Genomic DNA, 18,642 nt, shown 5'->3' with positions numbered 1-18,642 from the left:
GGGAAGCGACAAACTTTGGCGAAGGTATTGTAAGGAGCAAACATGGTAAAGATTCCGTATGGCAAAGGCGATTTTAAGCGGTTAAGAACCGATGGCCAGCTCTACTTTGATCGCACCGAACTGCTGCACGAGCTTGAAGCCGTTGGCGAACAGATCTTGTTTTTACGCCCGCGCCGCTTTGGTAAAACGCTGTGGCTAACACTACTAGAGAGCTATTACGACATCGGTGCCGCAGACCAATTTGAGACCCTGTTTGGCGATTTAGCGATAGGGCAAAACCCGACCCCGAACCGCAATCGCTACTTCATATTAAGGTGGAACTTCTCCACCATTAATCCAAATGGCGACCATGAGCAGATCAAACAGGGGCTGTATGGCCATATCAATAATAGTATTCGTGATGCGTTACTTCGCTATCAATCGTGGTGGCCCCACGCGATTAGTGCAGCGGAGCTGATTGATGAAGCGGATGCTTTGCGCTCTCTTGAGCGACTAGTTAGTCGATGCCGTCATGCAGGCTATCCGCTCTATCTACTCATTGATGAGTATGACAACTTTGCTAATGAGGTACTCACCCGCCGCGACAAGGGGCGAGAGAGCTACCATGAGTTAGTTGAGAGTGAAGGGGTGATTAAAACGGTATTTAAAGCGGTCAAAGCGGCGACCGATGGTTTAGGCTTAGAGCGAGTCTTTATCACCGGCGTCTCACCGGTGGTGATGAGCGATATCACCAGCGGCTACAATGTGGCAAAAAATATCAGTCAGCGGCCTCGTTTTGCCAGACTCTGCGGCTTCACCGGAGAGGAGGTGATGCAGCTTAATCAGCAGATAGCGCTAGAGTGCGAACTACCCGAGGGGGCGGCAGAGGAGGCGATGTCACTGATGCAGAACTTCTATAACGGCTACCGTTTTAGTGGTGCTGACACCACCCGGCTTTACAACCCGACGCTCTGCCTCTACTTTTGGGATGAGTGGCAGCAGCTGTGTCGCTACCCTAATGAGCTGCTAGATGACAATTTAGCGATGGACAAAAACCGGCTGCGCTATATCGCCTCACTACCGCACGGAGCGGAGGTGATTGAGGCAGCGCTTAATCCGCAGCAGCCACTACAGGTAGAAAAATTGGTACAGGACTTTGGCGTAGCGGCGATGCTCAAAGATCCGTCCGATGCTAGTTTTATCATCTCGCTACTGGTCTATTTTGGGGTATTGACGATTCAGGATGTCTCGCCACTAGGGAAGCTGAAGGTAGCCATTCCTAATCAAGTGGTTCGCTCGCTCTATATCGACCGCATTCAACAGCAGCTACTCAATGGCTATGAGGATAATAACCGCCAACAGGCAGTGGCGGAGCAACTCTATACCGAGGCCGAATTTGAGCCACTGGCCGACTTTATCGAGCAACGCCTCTATTGTGTGTTCGATAACCGCGATATGCGCTGGAGCAATGAGTTGACGCTCAAAACCACACTATTACTGCTGCTGACCAATGACCTCTACTATCTGCCGCGCTCCGAGCTCTCCTTAGGCGGTGGTTATAGTGATCTCTTATTTGAGATTCGCCCCGATAAGCGCCAAGCACCGCTGTATGATCTGCTATTTGAACTGAAATATCTGTCACTGAAAGATCTCAAATTGAGCGCAGAACAGCTAAATGAGCTGAGTCGGGAGCAGCTAGCTGAGTTGGCGCCGGTGAAAAAGCTGTTAGATGACGCAGAGGGGCAGTTAGCCTCGTATCAACCGAAACTACAGCAGCTCTTTCCGGCGGTGGTGTGGCAGTTAAAATCGTTTGCGGTGGTGAGTCTTGGTACTAAACGGTTGGTGTGGCGAGAGGGGTGTCGGGTTACACTGCGCTAACCCGACCTACGGTAGGCGCTTTTTGTCTGGGTATTCTGGTTCTCTTGGTCACCGTGGGAATCCATACTGGCGTTATTTGAAGGTAGGTCTCCATTCCCACGCATGAGCGTGTCAACGAGTCAATTAAGGATCGCACATGGTAAAGATTTCGTATGGTTTAGGTCACTTTAAAACCCTCAGAGAGGAGAACGGACTCTACTTTGATCGCACCAAGTCACTGCACGACTTAGAGGCCGCAGGACGGCAGCTCCTGTTTCTACGCCCGCGCCGCTTTGGCAAAACGCTGTGGCTAACGCTGCTAGAGAGCTACTACGATATCGGTGCCGCAGACCAATTTGAGACCCTGTTTGGCGATTTAGCGATAGGGCAAAACTCGACCCCGAACCGTAACCGCTATTTTATGTTGAAGTGGAACTTTTCGGTCATTGATCCGCACGGCAGCCATAACGACATTGCACAACGGGTGCACGATCACATTAACGATTCGATAAACGACTTTACTATTCGCTACCAAAAGTTATTGACGCTACCGATTGCGATTCAATCTGGTAATGCACTGAGCTCCTTGAGCCGCCTGCTAGCGGCAATTCGCCCCCTTAACACGCCCCTCTACCTGTTGATTGATGAGTATGACAACTTTGCTAATGAGGTACTCACCCGCCGCGACAAGGGGCGAGAGAGCTACCATGAGTTAGTTGAGAGTGAAGGGGTGATTAAAACGGTATTTAAAGCGGTCAAAGCGGCGACCGATGGCTTAGGCTTAGAGCGAGTCTTTATCACCGGCGTCTCACCGGTGGTGATGAGCGATATCACCAGCGGCTATAATGTGGCAAAAAATATCAGTCAGCGGCCTCGTTTTGCCAAACTCTGCGGCTTCACCGGAGAGGAGGTGATGCAGCTTAATCAGCAGATAGCGCTAGAGTGCGAACTACCCGAGGGGGCGGCAGAGGAGGCGATGTCACTGATGCAGAACTTCTATAACGGCTACCGTTTTAGTGGTGCTGACACCACCCGGCTTTACAACCCGACGCTCTGCCTCTACTTTTGGGATGAGTGGCAGCAGCTGTGTCGCTACCCTAATGAGCTACTAGATGACAATTTAGCGATGGACAAAAACCGGCTGCGCTATATCGCCTCACTACCGCACGGAGCGGAGGTGATTGAGGCAGCGCTTAATACGCAGCAGCCACTACAGGTAGCGAAGCTGGTACAGGACTTTGGCGTAGCGGCGATGCTCAAAGATCCGTCCGATGCTAGTTTTATCATCTCGCTACTGGTCTATTTTGGGGTATTGACGATTCAGGATGTCTCGCCACTAGGGAAGCTGAAGGTAGCCATTCCTAATCAAGTGGTTCGCTCGCTCTATATCGACCGCATTCAACAGCAGCTACTCAATGGCTATGAGGATAATAACCGCCAACAGGCAGTGGCGGAGCAGCTCTATACCGAGGCTGAATTTGAGCCACTGGCTGACTTTATCGAGCAACGCCTCTATCAGATATTCGATAATCGCGATATGCGCTGGAGTAACGAGTTGACGCTCAAAACAGTGCTGTTGCTCCTGTTAACTAATGATCTCTACTACCTGCCGCGCTCAGAGCTCTCCTTAGGCGGCGGCTATAGTGACCTTCTATTTGAGATTCGCCCCGATAAGCGCCAAGCACCGCTGTATGATCTGCTATTTGAACTGAAATATCTGTCACTGAAAGATCTCAAATTGAGTGCAGAGCAGCTATCTGATATGAGTCGGGAGCAGCTAGCTGAGTTGGCGCCGGTGAAAAAGCTGTTAGATGACGCAGAGGTGCAGTTAGCCTCGTATCAACCGAAACTACAGCAGCTCTTTCCGGCGGTGGAGTGGCAGTTAAAACCATTTGCGGTGGTGAGTCTTGGTACCAAACGGTTGGTGTGGCGTGATGGGTGTCGGGCTATGCTGCGCTAACCCGACCTACGGTAGGCGCTTTTTGGGTTCCCACGCTTACCGTGGGAAGCAACAAACTTTGGCGAAGGTATTGTAAGGAGCAAACATGGTAAAGATTCCGTATGGCAAAGGCGATTTTAAGCGGTTAAGAACCGATGGCCAGCTCTACTTTGATCGCACCGAACTGCTGCACGAGCTTGAAGCCGTTGGCGAACAGATCTTGTTTCTACGCCCGCGCCGCTTTGGTAAAACGCTGTGGCTAACGCTGCTAGAGAGCTACTACGATATCGGTGCCGCAGACCAATTTGAGACCCTGTTTGGCGATTTAGCGATAGGGCAAAACCCGACCCCGAACCGTAACCGCTACTTTATTTTAAGGTGGAATTTTTCGATGATTGATCCGGGAGGTGATTATCAGCAGCTAGTGAGCCGTATTCATCGCCACATTAATAACTCAATCAGCTTTTTTTCGGCCCGCTACCACGACTTTTTACCGGAAACGGTGCCGATCGACCCAACAGATGGGCTGGGCTCATTTGAACAGCTACTGAGTGTGGCGAAACGGTTTAATTTTCCGCTCTACCTGCTAATTGATGAGTACGATAACTTTGCTAATGAGGTGCTAACCAGTCGCGAGCAGGGTCGGCAGCGCTATAACGAGCTAGTTGAGAGTGAAGGGGTGATTAAAACGGTATTTAAAGCGGTCAAAGCGGCGACCGATGGCTTAGGCTTAGAGCGAGTCTTTATCACCGGCGTCTCACCGGTGGTGATGAGCGATATCACCAGCGGCTACAATGTGGCAAAAAATATCAGTCAGCGGCCTCGTTTTGCCAGACTCTGTGGCTTCACCGGAGAGGAGGTGATGCAGCTTAATCAGCAGATAGCGCTAGAGTGCGAACTACCCGAGGGGGCGGCAGAGGAGGCGATGTCACTGATGCAGAACTTCTATAACGGCTACTGTTTTAGTGGTGCTGACACCACCCGGCTTTACAACCCGACGCTCTGCCTCTACTTTTGGGATGAGTGGCAGCAGCTGTGTTGCTACCCTAATGAGCTGCTAGATGACAATTTAGCGATGGACAAAAACCGGCTGCGCTATATCGCCTCACTACCCCATGGGGCTGAGGTGATTGAATCGGCACTCAATCCGCAGCAGCCGCTGCAGGTAGCGAAGCTGGTACAGGACTTTGGCGTAGCGGCGATGCTCAAAGATCCGTCCGATGCTAGTTTTATCATCTCGCTACTGGTCTATTTTGGGGTATTGACGATTCAGGATGTCTCGCCACTAGGGAAGCTGAAGGTAGCCATTCCTAATCAAGTGGTTCGCTCGCTCTATATCGACCGCATTCAACAGCAGCTACTCAATGGCTATGAGGATAATAACCGCCAACAGGCAGTGGCGGAGCAGCTCTATACCGAGGCTGAATTTGAGCCACTGGCTGACTTTATCGAGCAACGCCTCTATCAGATATTCGATAACCGCGATATGCGCTGGAGTAATGAGTTGACGCTCAAAACCACGCTACTACTGCTGCTGACCAATGACCTCTACTATCTGCCGCGCTCAGAGCTCTCCTTAGGCGGCGGCTATAGTGATCTCTTATTTGAGATTCGCCCCGATAAGCGCCAAGCACCGCTGTATGATCTGCTATTTGAACTGAAATATCTGTCACTGAAAGATCTCAAATTGAGCGCAGAGCAGCTAAATGAGCTGAGTCGGGAGCAGCTAGCTGAGTTGGCGCCGGTGAAAAAGCTGTTAGATGACGCAGAGGGGCAGTTAGCCTCGTATCAACCGAAACTACAGCAGCTCTTTCCGGCGGTGGAGTGGCAGTTAAAATCATTTGCGGTGGTGAGTCTTGGTACCAAACGGTTGGTGTGGCGTGATGGGTGTCGGGCTATGCTGCGCTAACCCGACCTACGGTAGGCGCTTTTTGGGTTCCCACGCTTACCGTGGGAAGCAACAAACTTTGGCGAAGGTATTGTAAGGAGCAAACATGGTAAAGATTCCGTATGGCAAAGGCGATTTTAAGCGATTAAGAACCGATGGCCAGCTCTACTTTGATCGCACCGAACTGCTGCACGAGCTTGAAGCCGTTGGCGAACAGATCTTGTTTCTACGCCCGCGCCGCTTTGGTAAAACGCTGTGGCTAACGCTGCTAGAGAGCTACTACGATATTGGTGCCGCAGACCAATTTGAGACCCTGTTTGGCGATTTAGCGATAGGGCAAAACTCGACCCCGAACCGTAACCGCTATTTTATGTTGAAGTGGAACTTTTCGGTCATTGATCCGCACGGCAGCCATAACGACATTGCACAACGGGTGCACGATCACATTAACGATTCGATAAACGACTTTACTATTCGCTACCAAAAGTTATTGACGCTACCGATTGCGATTCAATCTGGTAATGCACTGAGCTCCTTGAGCCGCCTGCTAGCGGCAATTCGCCCCCTTAACACGCCCCTCTACCTGTTGATTGATGAGTATGACAACTTTGCTAATGAGGTACTCACCCGCCGCGACAAGGGGCGAGAGAGCTACCATGAGCTAGTTGAGAGTGAAGGGGTGATTAAAACGGTATTTAAAGCGGTCAAAGCGGCGACCGATGGCTTAGGCTTAGAGCGAGTCTTTATCACCGGCGTCTCACCGGTGGTGATGAGCGATATCACCAGCGGCTACAATGTGGCAAAAAATATCAGTCAGCGGCCTCGTTTTGCCAGACTCTGCGGCTTCACCGGAGAGGAGGTGATGCAGCTTAATCAGCAGATAGCGCTAGAGTGCGAACTACCCGAGGGGGCGGCAGAGGAGGCGATGTCACTGATGCAGAACTTCTATAACGGCTACCGTTTTAGTGGTGCTGACACCACCCGGCTTTACAACCCGACGCTCTGCCTCTACTTTTGGGATGAGTGGCAGCAGCTGTGTCGCTACCCTAATGAGCTGCTAGATGACAATTTAGCGATGGACAAAAACCGGCTGCGCTATATCGCCTCACTACCGCACGGAGCGGAGGTGATTGAGGCAGCGCTTAATCCGCAGCAGCCACTACAGGTAGAAAAATTGGTACAGGACTTTGGCGTAGCGGCGATGCTCAAAGATCCGTCCGATGCCAGTTTTATCATCTCGCTACTGGTCTATTTTGGGGTATTAACGATTGACTCGGTGACTCTGTTAGGGAGTTAACGGTGCGGATTCCAATCAAGTCGTGCGCTCGCTCTATATCGACCGCATTCAACAGCAGCTACTCAATGGCTATGAGGATAATAACCGCCAGCAGGCGGTGTCAGAAGATCGTCTATACCTAGGCTGAATTTGAGCCACTGGCCGACTTTATCGAACAGCGTCTCTATCAGATATTCGATAACCGCGATATGCGCTGGAGTAACGAGTTGACGCTCAAAACCACGCTACTACTGCTGCTGACCAATGACCTCTACTACCTGCCGCGCTCAGAGCTCTCCTTAGGCGGTGGCTATAGTGACCTTCTATTTGAGATTCGCCCCGATAAGCGCCAAGCACCGCTGTATGATCTGCTATTTGAACTGAAATATCTGTCACTGAAAGATCTCAAATTGAGCGCAGAGCAGCTAAATGAGCTGAGTCGGGAGCAGCTAGCTGAGTTGGCGCCGGTGAAAAAGCTGTTAGATGACGCAGAGGTGCAGTTAGCCTCGTATCAACCGAAACTACAGCAGCTCTTTCCGGCGGTGGAGTGGCAGTTAAAACCATTTGCGGTGGTGAGTCTTGGTACCAAACGGTTGGTGTGGCGTGATGGGTGTCGGGCTATGCTGCGCTAACCCGACCTACGGTAGGCGCTTTTTGGGTTCCCACGCTTACCGTGGGAAGCAACAAACTTTGGCGAAGGTATTGTAAGGAGCAAACATGGTAAAGATTCCGTATGGCAAAGGCGATTTTAAGCGGTTAAGAACCGATGGCCAGCTCTACTTTGATCGCACCGAACTGCTGCACGAGCTTGAAGCCGTTGGCGAACAGATCTTGTTTCTACGCCCGCGCCGCTTTGGTAAAACGCTGTGGCTAACGCTGCTAGAGAGCTACTACGATATCGGTGCCGCAGACCAATTTGAGACCCTGTTTGGCGATTTAGCGATAGGGCAAAACCCGACCCCGAACCGTAACCGCTACTTTATTTTAAGGTGGAATTTTTCGATGATTGATCCGGGAGGTGATTATCAGCAGCTAGTGAGCCGTATTCATCGCCACATTAATAACTCAATCAGCTTTTTTTCGGCCCGCTACCACGACTTTTTACCGGAAACGGTGCCGATCGACCCAACAGATGGGCTGGGCTCATTTGAACAGCTACTGAGTGTGGCGAAACGGTTTAATTTTCCGCTCTACCTGCTAATTGATGAGTACGATAACTTTGCTAATGAGGTGCTAACCAGTCGCGAGCAGGGTCGGCAGCGCTATAACGAGCTAGTTGAGAGTGAAGGGGTGATTAAAACGGTATTTAAAGCGGTCAAAGCGGCGACCGATGGCTTAGGCTTAGAGCGAGTCTTTATCACCGGCGTCTCACCGGTGGTGATGAGCGATATCACCAGCGGCTACAATGTGGCAAAAAATATCAGTCAGCGGCCTCGTTTTGCCAAACTCTGCGGCTTCACCGGAGAGGAGGTGATGCAGCTTAATCAGCAGATAGCGCTAGAGTGCGAACTACCCGAGGGGGCGGCAGAGGAGGCGATGTCACTGATGCAGAACTTCTATAACGGCTACCGTTTTAGTGGTGCTGACACCACCCGGCTTTACAACCCGACGCTCTGCCTCTACTTTTGGGATGAGTGGCAGCAGCTGTGTCGCTACCCTAATGAGCTGCTAGATGACAATTTAGCGATGGACAAAAACCGGCTGCGCTATATCGCCTCACTACCCCATGGGGCTGAGGTGATTGAATCGGCACTCAATCCGCAGCAGCCGCTGCAGGTAGCGAAGCTGGTACAGGACTTTGGCGTAGCGGCGATGCTCAAAGATCCGTCCGATGCTAGTTTTATCATCTCGCTACTGGTCTATTTTGGGGTATTAACGATTGACTCGGTGACTCTGTTAGGGGAGTTAACGGTGACGATTCCCAATCAAGTAGTGCGCTCGCTCTATATCGACCGCATTCAACAGCAGCTACTCAATGGCTATGAGGATAATAACCGCCAGCAGGCGGTGGCAAAACAGCTCTATACCAAGGCTGAATTTGAGCCACTGGCCGACTTTATCGAACAGCGCCTCTATCAGATATTCGATAATCGCGATATGCGCTGGAGTAACGAGTTGACGCTCAAAACCACACTATTACTGCTGCTGACCAATGACCTCTACTATCTGCCGCGCTCAGAGCTCTCCTTAGGCGGCGGCTATAGTGACCTTCTATTTGAGATTCGCCCCGATAAGCGCCAAGCACCGCTGTATGATCTGCTATTTGAGCTGAAATATCTGGCACTGAAAGATCTCAAATTGAGCGCAGAGCAGCTAAATGAGCTGAGTCGGGAGCAGCTAGCTGAGTTGGCGCCGGTGAAAAAGCTGTTAGATGAGGCAGAGGGGCAGTTAGCCTCGTATCAACCGAAACTACAGCAGCTCTTTCCGGCGGTGGAGTGGAAATTAAAATCGTTTGCGGTGGTGAGTCTTGGTACCAAACGGTTGGTGTGGCGAGAGGGGTGTCGGGTTACACCGCGCTAACCCGACCTGTGGTATGCGCTTTTCTCGTTCCCTTGCTCCGGCATAGGAATACAGTCATAAGGTTGTTTCATTAAGCCTATTACAGGTAGAATGGCCGCTCTTAATATTGAATATGAAGGAGACTCACTCGGGAGAGTTGAGACCTATCGTGACGCCTGATGAAATCATACCGAGGGAAGAGTGCGACCTATGCTGCCAACGAGTCGATCAAATCGGGGGGCTCTTATCACGCTAGAGGGGGGCGAAGGGGCGGGAAAATCGACCGCTATCGTCTCCATCGGTAAGATATTACAGCAAGCTGGGATAGCCTATATGACTACCCGTGAGCCAGGGGGGACTCCGTTAGGGGAGTCGATACGGCAGCTACTGTTGCAGCCCGACGCCGTTGATGCCCAAACTGAACTGCTGCTGATGTTCGCCGCTCGTCGGCAGCACTGGGTGGAGAAGATCGCTCCTGCGTTAGCCGAGGGGGTGTGGGTGGTGAGTGATCGCTTTATCGACGCCTCGTTTGCCTATCAAGGGGCGGGGCGGGGCCTCTCTTGGTCGATGATCAGTCAGTTAGTCGAGTGGACTGTAGAGGGGGCGGTTCCCGACTTGACCCTCTATCTCGATATCGATGTGGCTAATGGGCGGCAACGGATCGCGCAGCGAGGGGCGCTAGATCGGTTTGAGCAGGAGGCGCTACCCTTTTTTGAGCGGGTGCGTCAAGGTTATCTACAGCGTATTCGTAGTGAACCGGAGCGGTTTATCTCTATCGATGCGTCTAAACCGCTGTCGTGCGTCGATAAAACGATTAGTGAGGAGTTAGGACGGTGGTTACAGAGCCGTTAATTTACCCGTGGCAAAAGCGGCAGTGGCAGCAGCTACAGCAGCAGTTTAGCGCCAAACGGGTGCCCCATGCGATCCACTTTGTAGCATCGCATGGGGATGGGGTAGCGCCGTTTGCGTTACAGGTGGCACAGGGGCTCATCTGTCGTGCCACGATCGATCTTACGCCCTGTCACCAGTGTGATGCGTGTCGCTATGTCGAGGCGGGCCACTCGCCGGCGCTCTGGTTGGCCGATGAGGATGAGTCGGGGGGACGACCGCTGCTGGTGGATCAGATTCGGCAGTTAACTGAGTGGATGCATACCCGCCAGACCGGTACAACCCGTATCGCCTGGCTCGACGGCGCAGAGATGATGCTGCCAGCTGCGGCTAATGCGCTTCTTAAATCGCTGGAGGAGCCGCCGCAGGGGGTGGTACTGCTGCTATTTACGCCGCGACCAGAGCAGCTACCGCTGACGCTCGCGAGTCGCTGTCAGCGGGTGAGTGTTAAACCGACCCTCTCCGATGAGGCGGCTGTCGTATCGTGGCTACAGCCACAACTGCCGCAGTGTGGGACGAGGGAGTTAAGCGAGCTTTTGCGTCTCGCGAATGGACAGCCGCTATTGGCGCTGGAGTATGGCCAAGGGAGGGTGGCGGCTGAGTGGCCCCGTTTTGTGGATGACTTTGTGGCGCTATGGCAGCAGCATTTGAGCGTGGTTGAGTTTGTGAAACGGCAGCAGCAGATCTCCCTTATCGACTGGCTGGAGCATCTAGCGGCCGAGCTGATACGAGAACAGAGTGGGTTTCGGGCTGGGCAAGGGGTCGGCTTCGATGTTAACATAGCCGACCGGCTCGATATTTCGGCCCAAGCGCTGCACCGGCTACTGGTGGCGCTGGGCGACTATCGACGCCGCTGGCAGAAGAGCTATTTGCAGCCGCTGCAACAGCAGGCGCTGCTACTCGATTGGTTACAACAGGTACGGGGAGTTACAGCAACATGGTAGGTAAATCGCAGGGGGGGATGCTCTCGCTCACGATTCGGGATAAAGGTTCGCTCTATCTGGCCTATATGCCATTCATTAAGAATGGCGGCCTCTTTATTCCGACCGACAAAAAGTACCATGTTGGCGATGAGGTATTTATGCTGCTGTCGCTTATGGAGGAGAAGGAGCGACTGCCGCTAGCGGGTAAGATCGTCTGGGTAACGCCGCTAGGCGCACAGGGGAATCGTACTGCAGGTATCGGGGTGCAGTTCAATGAAGAGGGCGATACTCGTAAAAAGATCGAGACCTATCTGGCGGGGGCATTAAAATCAGATCGCCCTACCCATACCATGTAATTTAGTTGCCGATAGAAAATGTAGTCATGGATTGCTGCCGACTCTATGTCTCGTTGTTGTTGTGCTGCTCGTTGCTGTTAGCGACGACTCTGCCACAGGCAACGCCATCAAGAATTGTGTATCAAAAAATTCTGCACCAAATTAACCAAAGCGAGTATGACGCTGCATTGCAGCAGATCGAGCAGCTCGATGGTGATGAGCAGCTAGGGGCACTGCAAGCGACCCGTCTGTGGCTACTGACCCGCCTTGGTCGAGTCGAGCAGGCCGAGGCGTTAGCCGATGAGTTGCAGCAGCAGATACCGAGTATTGAGCTCTATAACAACCGTGCGGTACTCCACGCTGCTCGGGGTGAGCTGAAACAGGCCGAGGGTTATCTGCTGCAGGCGCTACAGAGCGATAGTCGCTACTGGCAGGTCTATCTCAATCTACAACATCTCTATGCAACGATGGCAAAAGATGCCTATGTCGCCGCGCTGAACGACTCCTCTGAGCCATTAACTGAGCTGGAGCTACGGCCGCTGCTGTTCGATATCTCTCAGCGACAGGAGAGGGTGGCTCGGCTGGATGAGTCCGATCAGGCCGAGCTAGATGATCTATCGGCGATTCATCGTGCGGTACGGCGTTGGCAGCAGAGTTGGCAGGGGCAGAATCTGGCAGACTATTTCGATAACTACATGGAGGGGTATCACGATGCAAATATCGCCTCATCCCGAGAGTGGCAGCAGCTAAGGCGACAGCGGATTCTCGGGCCTGACACTATCGAGATCACCCTGCGGGAGCTATCGCTCAAGGTGGTGGATAGTGAGACTATTGAAGCGCTCTTCTGGATGGACTACCGTTCGGATAACTATCGCGATGAGTCGGAGAAGCGGCTGCGCTTTCGTCGTACTGAGGGGGGGTGGAAAATAGCCCTGGAAGAGACCTTAACGGTGATTCGGCGTTAACTATGAGTCGCGGTCTGTTGCAGGCGCTCTGTTTCGGTTATGGCTTGGTGCTCTTCGTGGTGGAGGCTTTGGCGGCTGATCCGTTAGCGCTGGCGACTCTGTCGCTGCCCCAGAGCCCGATAGTCGCTACCACCTCGCCCCCGCCGCAGCCTGATGCCGAAGAGCAGTTACTGCAGGGGGTGTTGGCGGTGAAACAGGGCGATCTAGAGGGGGCGATTGAGACCTTAGAGCAGCTAAGACAGCAGGTGCCTAACTTTCATCTAGCCCACCTGATCTATGCAGATCTCCTCTCGCTGCGTACCGGTCAGATAGGGGATATCGGCCTAGGAACGCTGGTCACGGCTACCGATGCCGTTTCGTCGCAGCGGCTGAATAACCTCCGCAGTGAGCTATTGACCCGTATCGGGGCGCTGTTAGAGCCGATACCGCCGGATCACTATCCGCGCTCGCTGCTGCTGCTAGATGAGAGACACCCCGATGCGATTGTGGTCGATAAATCGACCCACCGCCTCTACCACTACCGCTGGGATTCAGCACAGCAGCTACCGCAGTTGCAGCACGATTACTATGTGAGTACCGGCAAGCTGCGGGGGAATAAGCAGGTACGGGGAGATCTTAAAACACCGGAGGGGGTCTATTTTGTCACCCAACATATTCCCGATAGCCAACTGCCGGAGAAGTATGGCATCTCCGCCTTTACTTTAAACTACCCTAATGAGCTAGATCGCCACCTAAACAGGACCGGTTACGGGATTTGGCTCCATGGCACGGAGCGAATCTACTATAGCCGTCCACCCCTTGATAGCGAGGGGTGTGTGGTTTTGCCCAATCTCGACTTAAGTCAGTTAAAGCCCTATCTACTGCCAGGGCGAACGCCTGTTATTGTGACCGAAGCGGTAGAGTGGCTCGATGTCGCTACATGGCAGCAGCAGCAGCAGGGCGCATTAGCGGCGCTAGAGCTGTGGCGCCAGAGCTGGCAAAGTGGCGATTTAGAGCGCTACCTAAAGCGCTATTCCGAATCGTTTTGGAGCGATAGCGATGCCAATTTAGAGCGCTGGCGGCAGCGAAAACAGCAGGTGGCGGCCACCAAAACCTACCAAGATATCGCCTTAGAGCAGCTCACTCTACTACGCTACCCTAAGAGCGCTAGCGAAGGTAGAGAGCTGATTGTGGCTAACTTTACCCAACACTATCGCTCGAATAACTATACTAGCGTGATGCAAAAACGGCTCTATTTGACCCTGGAGCAGGGGGAGTGGCGAGTGCTCTATGAAGGGGCTGCAGACGATTAAAAGACGGCTAGGCACCCCGAACATCGTGCCTCTGCTGCTCCTTTATGGCGCGACTGTGACCGTTGTCTCCGCCGCTGTAGCGTTAGAGGAGGGTTTTCTCTATCTAAATCAGCTACGAGGGGAGGCGGGTGTGTTACCGTTAACCGCCAATGCAGAGCTCGCACAGGCGGCGACCCTTCACGCCCGTTATCTACAGTTTAATCAGCACCAGGGCCACCGGCAGCAGCCGGGACTGCCCTATTTTACCGGAGAGACGGTGATCGACAGAGTCATTGCCAGTGAGTATGGACAGCGACAGGTGTTAGAGAATATCTCGACCCACTCTAGCGCGGTTACCGTGATCGAGTCGATCGATAGCTTAATGGGGGCGATTTACCACCGTTTTGCCTTTCTCGCCTTCGATATTGATGAGGTGGGGATCGGGTATAGTGGGCGTGAAGAGAACCACATTTTTGTCTATAACCTCGGTAACCGTGAGCTGCGCCAGCTCTGCCAAAAGGGGCGCTCCTATAGTGGCTCGGGAGCCTACTATCAACAGCTTTGTGCCGATAGTCGCCAGAGGCTCGCCGCTGCGGCGGTAGATAGGTCTCGACAGCAGCGGTTAGCGGCTCAACCGCCGTGGATAGTCTGGCCGCCGCCAGAGAGTCGCGACACCCTCCCCGCTTTCTACGATGAAGCGCCCGATCCGCTGCCTGACTACTCGGTCTCCGGCTATCCGATATCGCTACAGTTTAACCCAGAACGCTATCGTGGCCTCTCGCCGATAGTTAGCCGTTTTGAGCTGTTTGCCCTCAATGAGGGGCGGGAGGTGACCCCGACCCGACTGCTATGGCACGCTAACGATCCTAACCATCAACTGACCCCGTTGCAGTTTGCCCTCTTTCCGCTGCAACGATTGCAGTGGGGGGGGGAGTATCGGGTTGAGCTGGACTACCTGCTCGATGGCAAGTTCAACTCGCTAGAGTGGCAGTTTCAGGTACGACAGCTACCGTGGCCGCTCTATGTGATTGAACAGCCCGAGGGGATCTACATTAACGCTCGTAGCGGCGAACCGTTTGCGGTCTATCTGCCGCCGTTGACCGCGACCGATAGCAATAGTGATGTGCGCTGGCGCTACACACCGACCCTCACCGAGTTAAAGATAGAGGCGATTGATGGCAATACCCTGAAGGTGGTGGGCTATGGTCGGGGTCGAGCCGAAATCACCTTTCATCAAACCCGTTTTGAGGTTGTCTTATGAACCAACCGCTGCTGGCGTTGGAGGGGTTAACCCTCGCTTTTGGGTATGAAGAGCGAAAAACGGTGGTTGAACAGATCAGCTTCGAGCTACAGGCTGGCGAGAGGCTGGCGCTGGTGGGGGAGTCGGGATCGGGTAAATCGGTCACGGCGATGTCGCTGCTACAGCTACATGATCGCGATAGCTGCCACTATTTAGAGGGGGAGATCTACTGGCAGGGGGAGCCGCTGATGGGGGCCTCTAAGGCGCGCCTGCAACAGCTACGAGGGAAAGAGATGGCGATGATCTTTCAAGAGCCGATGAGTGCGCTCAATCCGCTACAGCCTGTCGGAAAACAGATAGAGGAGTCGATAGCGCTGCACGAAAATGTATCCGCCGAGCAGCGACAGCAGCGGGTGGTGGCGCTACTGGAGCGGGTCGGCCTCACGCCGGCTGAGGAGAGGCTGCGCCACTACCCCCATCAGCTCTCTGGGGGGCAGCGGCAGCGAGTGATGATTGCGATGGCGCTCGCCTGTCGGCCCAAACTGCTGATCGCCGATGAGCCGACCACCGCGCTTGATGTGACGATTCAGCTACAGATTATGGAGCTACTACAGCAGCTACAGCAGGAGCAGCAGCTAGCGATTTTGCTAATTACCCATGATCTTAACCTAGTTCGCGCCTTTGCCGATCGAGTGGTGGTCATGGAGCGCGGTCGGGTGGTGGAGCAGAACCGAACCGAGGCGCTGTTTAGTGGCCCACAGCACCCCTATACCCGTAAACTGCTAGCAAGCGAGCCAGAGCCGCTGGTCTCTGCAACGGAGCTGCCTCAGCTACAGCAGTCGCCGCCGCTCTTAACGGCGCGGGCGATTAGCTGCCACTTTCCGCTGCGTCGAGGCTGGCTTAATCGCCAAGTGGGTAGTTTTAAGGCAGTGGATGGGATTGAGTTACAACTCTGGCCGGGGGAGACGGTGGGGATTGTCGGCGAGTCGGGATCGGGCAAAACCACCTTAGGCCTGACACTGCTGCGGCTACAGTCGGGAGAGGGGGAGATCGAATTTAACCAGCAGCCGTGGCATCGGCTCTCGCAAAAGAGGCTTAGAGGGTTGCGTCATCAGTTCCAAATCGTGTTTCAAGATCCCTACGCCTCGCTCTCGCCGCGGCTGACGGTACGGCAGATTATCGGCGAGGGGTTAACGCTCTACGGCGGCCATTTGAGCGCGAAGGCGCGTGAAGCGGCGATAGCGCAGGCGCTAGAGGAGGTCGGCTTAGAGGTGGCGATGGCTGATCGCTATCCGCATGAGTTCTCTGGCGGTCAGCGGCAGCGGATTGCCATCGCCAGAGCGCTGGTACTCAAACCGAAGGCGATTTTGCTCGATGAGCCGACCAGTGCGCTCGATATCTCGGTACAAAAGCAGGTGTTGGTGCTGCTGCGCCAGCTACAGCTACGCTATCAGATGAGCTATCTGTTTATCTCACACGATCTGAATGTGGTGCGGGCGATTGCCCATCGAGTGCTAGTCATGCGCCACGGAGTGGTGGTGGAGCAGGGGGTGACCGAACAGGTGTTAGCCCACCCTAACCACCCCTATACCGCACAACTTTTGCAAGCGGCGCTTTTTAAGCGCAGTGCGACTGTGGTTTAATGGCACCATGTTTCAACCTTATGAGCTCTTTATTGGTCTGCGTTATACCCGTGCTAAGCGGCGTAACCACTTTATTTCATTTATCTCTCTTACCTCCATGCTCGGCATTGCACTGGGTGTGACGGCGCTAATTACCGTGCTATCGGTTATGAATGGCTTTGAGACCGAACTAAGAGAGCGCATCCTAGGCATGACCTCCCACGCGACAATTAACGGTTTTGATGGCCCGATGCGCCACTGGCAGCCGCTAAGAGAACAAGCGCTACAACACCCTGAAGTGGTGGCTGCCGCACCCTACATTGAAAAGGAGGGGATGGTGCTATTTGGCGAACAGGTCAATGGGGTGATGCTGCGCGGAATTTTGCCGCAGCTAGAGCAGACGGTGTCGGTGGTCGGTGAGCGGATGGTCGATGGCCACTATCTGTTACAGCCCGGCGAGTTTCAGACTCTTATCGGCAACGAACTGGCCTTTAAGCTAGGGGTGTCGGTGGGGGATAAGATTACCGTCGTCTCACCGACAGTCAATGTCTCCATCGCTGGGGTGGTGCCGCGTCTGAAACGCTTTACGGTGGTGGGGCTGTTTGAGATTGGTATGTATGAGTATGATAGCGCCATGATGCTACTCCACCTAGATGACGCTAAGCGGCTGTTTCGTATGGGCGATGGCGTGAGTGGGGTACGACTGAAGCTGGAGGATATGTTTCGAGCGCCGCTGATTAGCCGCGATCTGGCGCGAACGGTGCCTGGCAGCTACTGGGTGCGCGACTGGACACAGTACCACGCTAACTTTTTTCGGGCGCTAAAGACCGAAAAGCGGGTGATGTTTATTATTCTGCTGCTGATCGTCGCTGTGGCCGCCTTTAATATCGTCTCTACGCTAGTGATGGTAGTGACCGATAAAGAGAGCGATATCGCCATCCTACGCACGCTAGGGGGCTCGCCTGGCAGTGTGATGGCTATTTTTATGGTGCAGGGGGTGGTGATTGGGGTTATTGGCACCCTAGTGGGCGTGATTGGCGGCGTGTCGTTAGCGCTCAATGTCGAGACCCTTGTTCCGGCGATAGAGCGGCTGTTCGGCGTCCAGTTTCTACCGGCTGATGTCTATTATATTAGCGATCTCCCCTCGGAACTCCACTGGAAGGATGTCGGCACCATCGCTAGCATCTCGTTTCTGCTAACCGTTGTCGCCACCCTCTATCCGGCGTGGCGAGCGGCAAAAACCGAACCGGCGGAGTCGCTGCGCTATGAGTAGCGGGGTCGTGGTGACCGAGCAGCTACAGCGCCGTTTTCGCGAAGGGGGGCTTGATGTCGAGGTGTTGCGCGGTATCGATCTACAGGTGGCGGCGGCGGAACAGGTGGCGATTGTCGGTGCCTCCGGCAGCGGTAAGAGCACGCTGCTCCAGCTACTAGGTGGACTTGATCGACCCACAGGGGGGAGAGTCTTTATTGAGGGGGAGGATATCTACCGTTTAGGCGAACGGCGGCGAGGCATCGTTCGTAACCATAAGCTCGGCTTTGTCTATCAGTTTCACCACCTACTGCCCGAGTTTAGCGCTTTAGAGAATGTCGCCATGCCGCTACTGATTCGGCGTCAGTCGCGTGCAGAGGCGCTACGAGAGGCGGCTGCGATGTTACAGCGGGTCGGGCTAGGTGAGCGGCTAGCGCATAAACCAGGGGAGCTATCGGGCGGAGAGCGGCAGCGCACTGCGATTGCTCGGGCACTAGTGACTCGCCCCGCCTGCCTGCTCGCCGATGAGCCGACCGGCAATCTGGATCGCAAAACCGCGACCGATGTCTATGAATTGATGCTAGAGCTAAATCGCGATATCGGCACCGCCTTGGTGATTGTGACCCATGATGAGGCGCTAGCAGCGCAGATGGATCGGCAGCTACTGCTGCTCGATGGCGAGTTTGTCCCCTTAGCTTAACTAAGCGTTTG

15 protein-coding genes are annotated in these 18,642 nt (G+C 53.9%); all 15 read left to right on the top strand.

What is annotated here, in order from left to right:
* Window positions 1–42: 42 nt before the first annotated feature.
* The 15 genes from D5085_05825 (at window position 43) to lolD (ending at window position 18,631) form a co-directional block, all read left to right on the top strand.
* A complete protein-coding gene (locus D5085_05825) occupies window positions 43–1,857 on the top strand; it encodes an AAA family ATPase (protein ID QEP42692.1) in 1,815 nt (604 codons plus the stop codon).
* Between the two features lie 136 nt (window positions 1,858–1,993).
* Entirely contained in the window at window positions 1,994–3,796 is a 1,803-nt protein-coding gene (locus D5085_05820; GenBank protein QEP42691.1) for an AAA family ATPase, read from the top strand.
* Between the two features lie 85 nt (window positions 3,797–3,881).
* The gene (locus D5085_05815; protein ID QEP42690.1) at window positions 3,882–5,684 is read left to right on the top strand and encodes an AAA family ATPase; all 1,803 of its coding nucleotides are present in this window, start codon (window positions 3,882–3,884) and stop codon (window positions 5,682–5,684) included.
* Window positions 5,685–5,769: 85 nt separating this feature from the next.
* On the top strand, window positions 5,770–6,960 hold the full coding sequence (locus D5085_05810) for a hypothetical protein (protein QEP42689.1): 1,191 nt from the start codon (window positions 5,770–5,772) through the stop codon (window positions 6,958–6,960).
* A gap of 188 nt (window positions 6,961–7,148) precedes the next feature.
* A complete protein-coding gene (locus D5085_05805; GenBank protein ID QEP42688.1) occupies window positions 7,149–7,571 on the top strand; it encodes a hypothetical protein in 423 nt (140 codons plus the stop codon).
* 85 nt (window positions 7,572–7,656) lie between these two features.
* A complete protein-coding gene (locus tag D5085_05800; GenBank protein QEP42687.1) occupies window positions 7,657–9,459 on the top strand; it encodes an AAA family ATPase in 1,803 nt (600 codons plus the stop codon).
* A 189-nt stretch (window positions 9,460–9,648) separates the two neighbouring features.
* Window positions 9,649–10,290: a dTMP kinase gene (locus D5085_05795; GenBank protein QEP42686.1), complete on the top strand. Its 642-nt coding sequence runs from the start codon at window positions 9,649–9,651 to the stop codon at window positions 10,288–10,290.
* On the top strand, window positions 10,272–11,270 hold the full coding sequence (locus tag D5085_05790; protein ID QEP42685.1) for a hypothetical protein: 999 nt from the start codon (window positions 10,272–10,274) through the stop codon (window positions 11,268–11,270). Before D5085_05795 ends, D5085_05790 begins: the two co-directional genes overlap by 19 nt.
* Window positions 11,264–11,605, top strand: a complete 342-nt coding sequence (locus tag D5085_05785) for a pilus assembly protein PilZ (GenBank protein ID QEP42684.1) — start codon at window positions 11,264–11,266, stop codon at window positions 11,603–11,605. Before D5085_05790 ends, D5085_05785 begins: the two co-directional genes overlap by 7 nt.
* Window positions 11,606–11,721: 116 nt before the next feature.
* The gene (locus tag D5085_05780; protein QEP42683.1) at window positions 11,722–12,549 is read left to right on the top strand and encodes a hypothetical protein; all 828 of its coding nucleotides are present in this window, start codon (window positions 11,722–11,724) and stop codon (window positions 12,547–12,549) included.
* A gap of 2 nt (window positions 12,550–12,551) precedes the next feature.
* Entirely contained in the window at window positions 12,552–13,841 is a 1,290-nt protein-coding gene (locus tag D5085_05775) for a hypothetical protein (protein QEP42682.1), read from the top strand.
* Window positions 13,819–15,081 (top strand): CAP domain-containing protein, encoded by a 1,263-nt coding sequence (locus tag D5085_05770; GenBank protein QEP42681.1) that lies wholly within the window; start codon window positions 13,819–13,821, stop codon window positions 15,079–15,081. The genes D5085_05775 and D5085_05770 overlap by 23 nt, the downstream gene beginning before the upstream one ends.
* Window positions 15,078–16,703 carry an ABC transporter ATP-binding protein gene (locus D5085_05765; protein QEP42680.1) on the top strand — a complete coding sequence of 542 codons (1,626 nt, stop codon included), beginning with the start codon at window positions 15,078–15,080 and terminating at the stop codon, window positions 16,701–16,703. Before D5085_05770 ends, D5085_05765 begins: the two co-directional genes overlap by 4 nt.
* Before the next feature lie 7 nt (window positions 16,704–16,710).
* Window positions 16,711–17,955 carry a lipoprotein-releasing ABC transporter permease subunit gene (locus D5085_05760; GenBank protein QEP45066.1) on the top strand — a complete coding sequence of 415 codons (1,245 nt, stop codon included), beginning with the start codon at window positions 16,711–16,713 and terminating at the stop codon, window positions 17,953–17,955.
* Window positions 17,948–18,631, top strand: a complete 684-nt coding sequence (gene lolD / locus D5085_05755) for a lipoprotein-releasing ABC transporter ATP-binding protein LolD (GenBank protein ID QEP42679.1) — start codon at window positions 17,948–17,950, stop codon at window positions 18,629–18,631. Before D5085_05760 ends, lolD begins: the two co-directional genes overlap by 8 nt.
* Window positions 18,632–18,642: the final 11 nt, after the last annotated feature.

The sequence above is a fragment of the Ectothiorhodospiraceae bacterium BW-2 genome (assembly GCA_008375315.1).
In the GTDB taxonomy this organism is placed as follows: domain Bacteria; phylum Pseudomonadota; class Gammaproteobacteria; order Thiohalomonadales; family Thiohalomonadaceae; genus BW-2.
The sequence above is the reverse complement of the archived record's forward strand: the minus strand, read 5'-3'. Positions and strand labels throughout refer to the sequence as shown.

Coding starts and splice junctions, on each gene's coding strand:
- D5085_05770 (QEP42681.1), top strand. CDS start 13,819: ATGAAGGGGCTGCAGACGATTAAAAGACGGCTAGGCACCCCGAACATC.
- D5085_05815 (QEP42690.1), top strand. CDS start 3,882: ATGGTAAAGATTCCGTATGGCAAAGGCGATTTTAAGCGGTTAAGAACC.
- D5085_05820 (QEP42691.1), top strand. CDS start 1,994: ATGGTAAAGATTTCGTATGGTTTAGGTCACTTTAAAACCCTCAGAGAG.
- D5085_05760 (QEP45066.1), top strand. CDS start 16,711: ATGTTTCAACCTTATGAGCTCTTTATTGGTCTGCGTTATACCCGTGCT.
- D5085_05795 (QEP42686.1), top strand. CDS start 9,649: ATGCTGCCAACGAGTCGATCAAATCGGGGGGCTCTTATCACGCTAGAG.
- D5085_05785 (QEP42684.1), top strand. CDS start 11,264: ATGGTAGGTAAATCGCAGGGGGGGATGCTCTCGCTCACGATTCGGGAT.
- lolD (QEP42679.1), top strand. CDS start 17,948: ATGAGTAGCGGGGTCGTGGTGACCGAGCAGCTACAGCGCCGTTTTCGC.
- D5085_05825 (QEP42692.1), top strand. CDS start 43: ATGGTAAAGATTCCGTATGGCAAAGGCGATTTTAAGCGGTTAAGAACC.
- D5085_05810 (QEP42689.1), top strand. CDS start 5,770: ATGGTAAAGATTCCGTATGGCAAAGGCGATTTTAAGCGATTAAGAACC.
- D5085_05765 (QEP42680.1), top strand. CDS start 15,078: ATGAACCAACCGCTGCTGGCGTTGGAGGGGTTAACCCTCGCTTTTGGG.
- D5085_05805 (QEP42688.1), top strand. CDS start 7,149: ATGCGCTGGAGTAACGAGTTGACGCTCAAAACCACGCTACTACTGCTG.
- D5085_05800 (QEP42687.1), top strand. CDS start 7,657: ATGGTAAAGATTCCGTATGGCAAAGGCGATTTTAAGCGGTTAAGAACC.
- D5085_05775 (QEP42682.1), top strand. CDS start 12,552: ATGAGTCGCGGTCTGTTGCAGGCGCTCTGTTTCGGTTATGGCTTGGTG.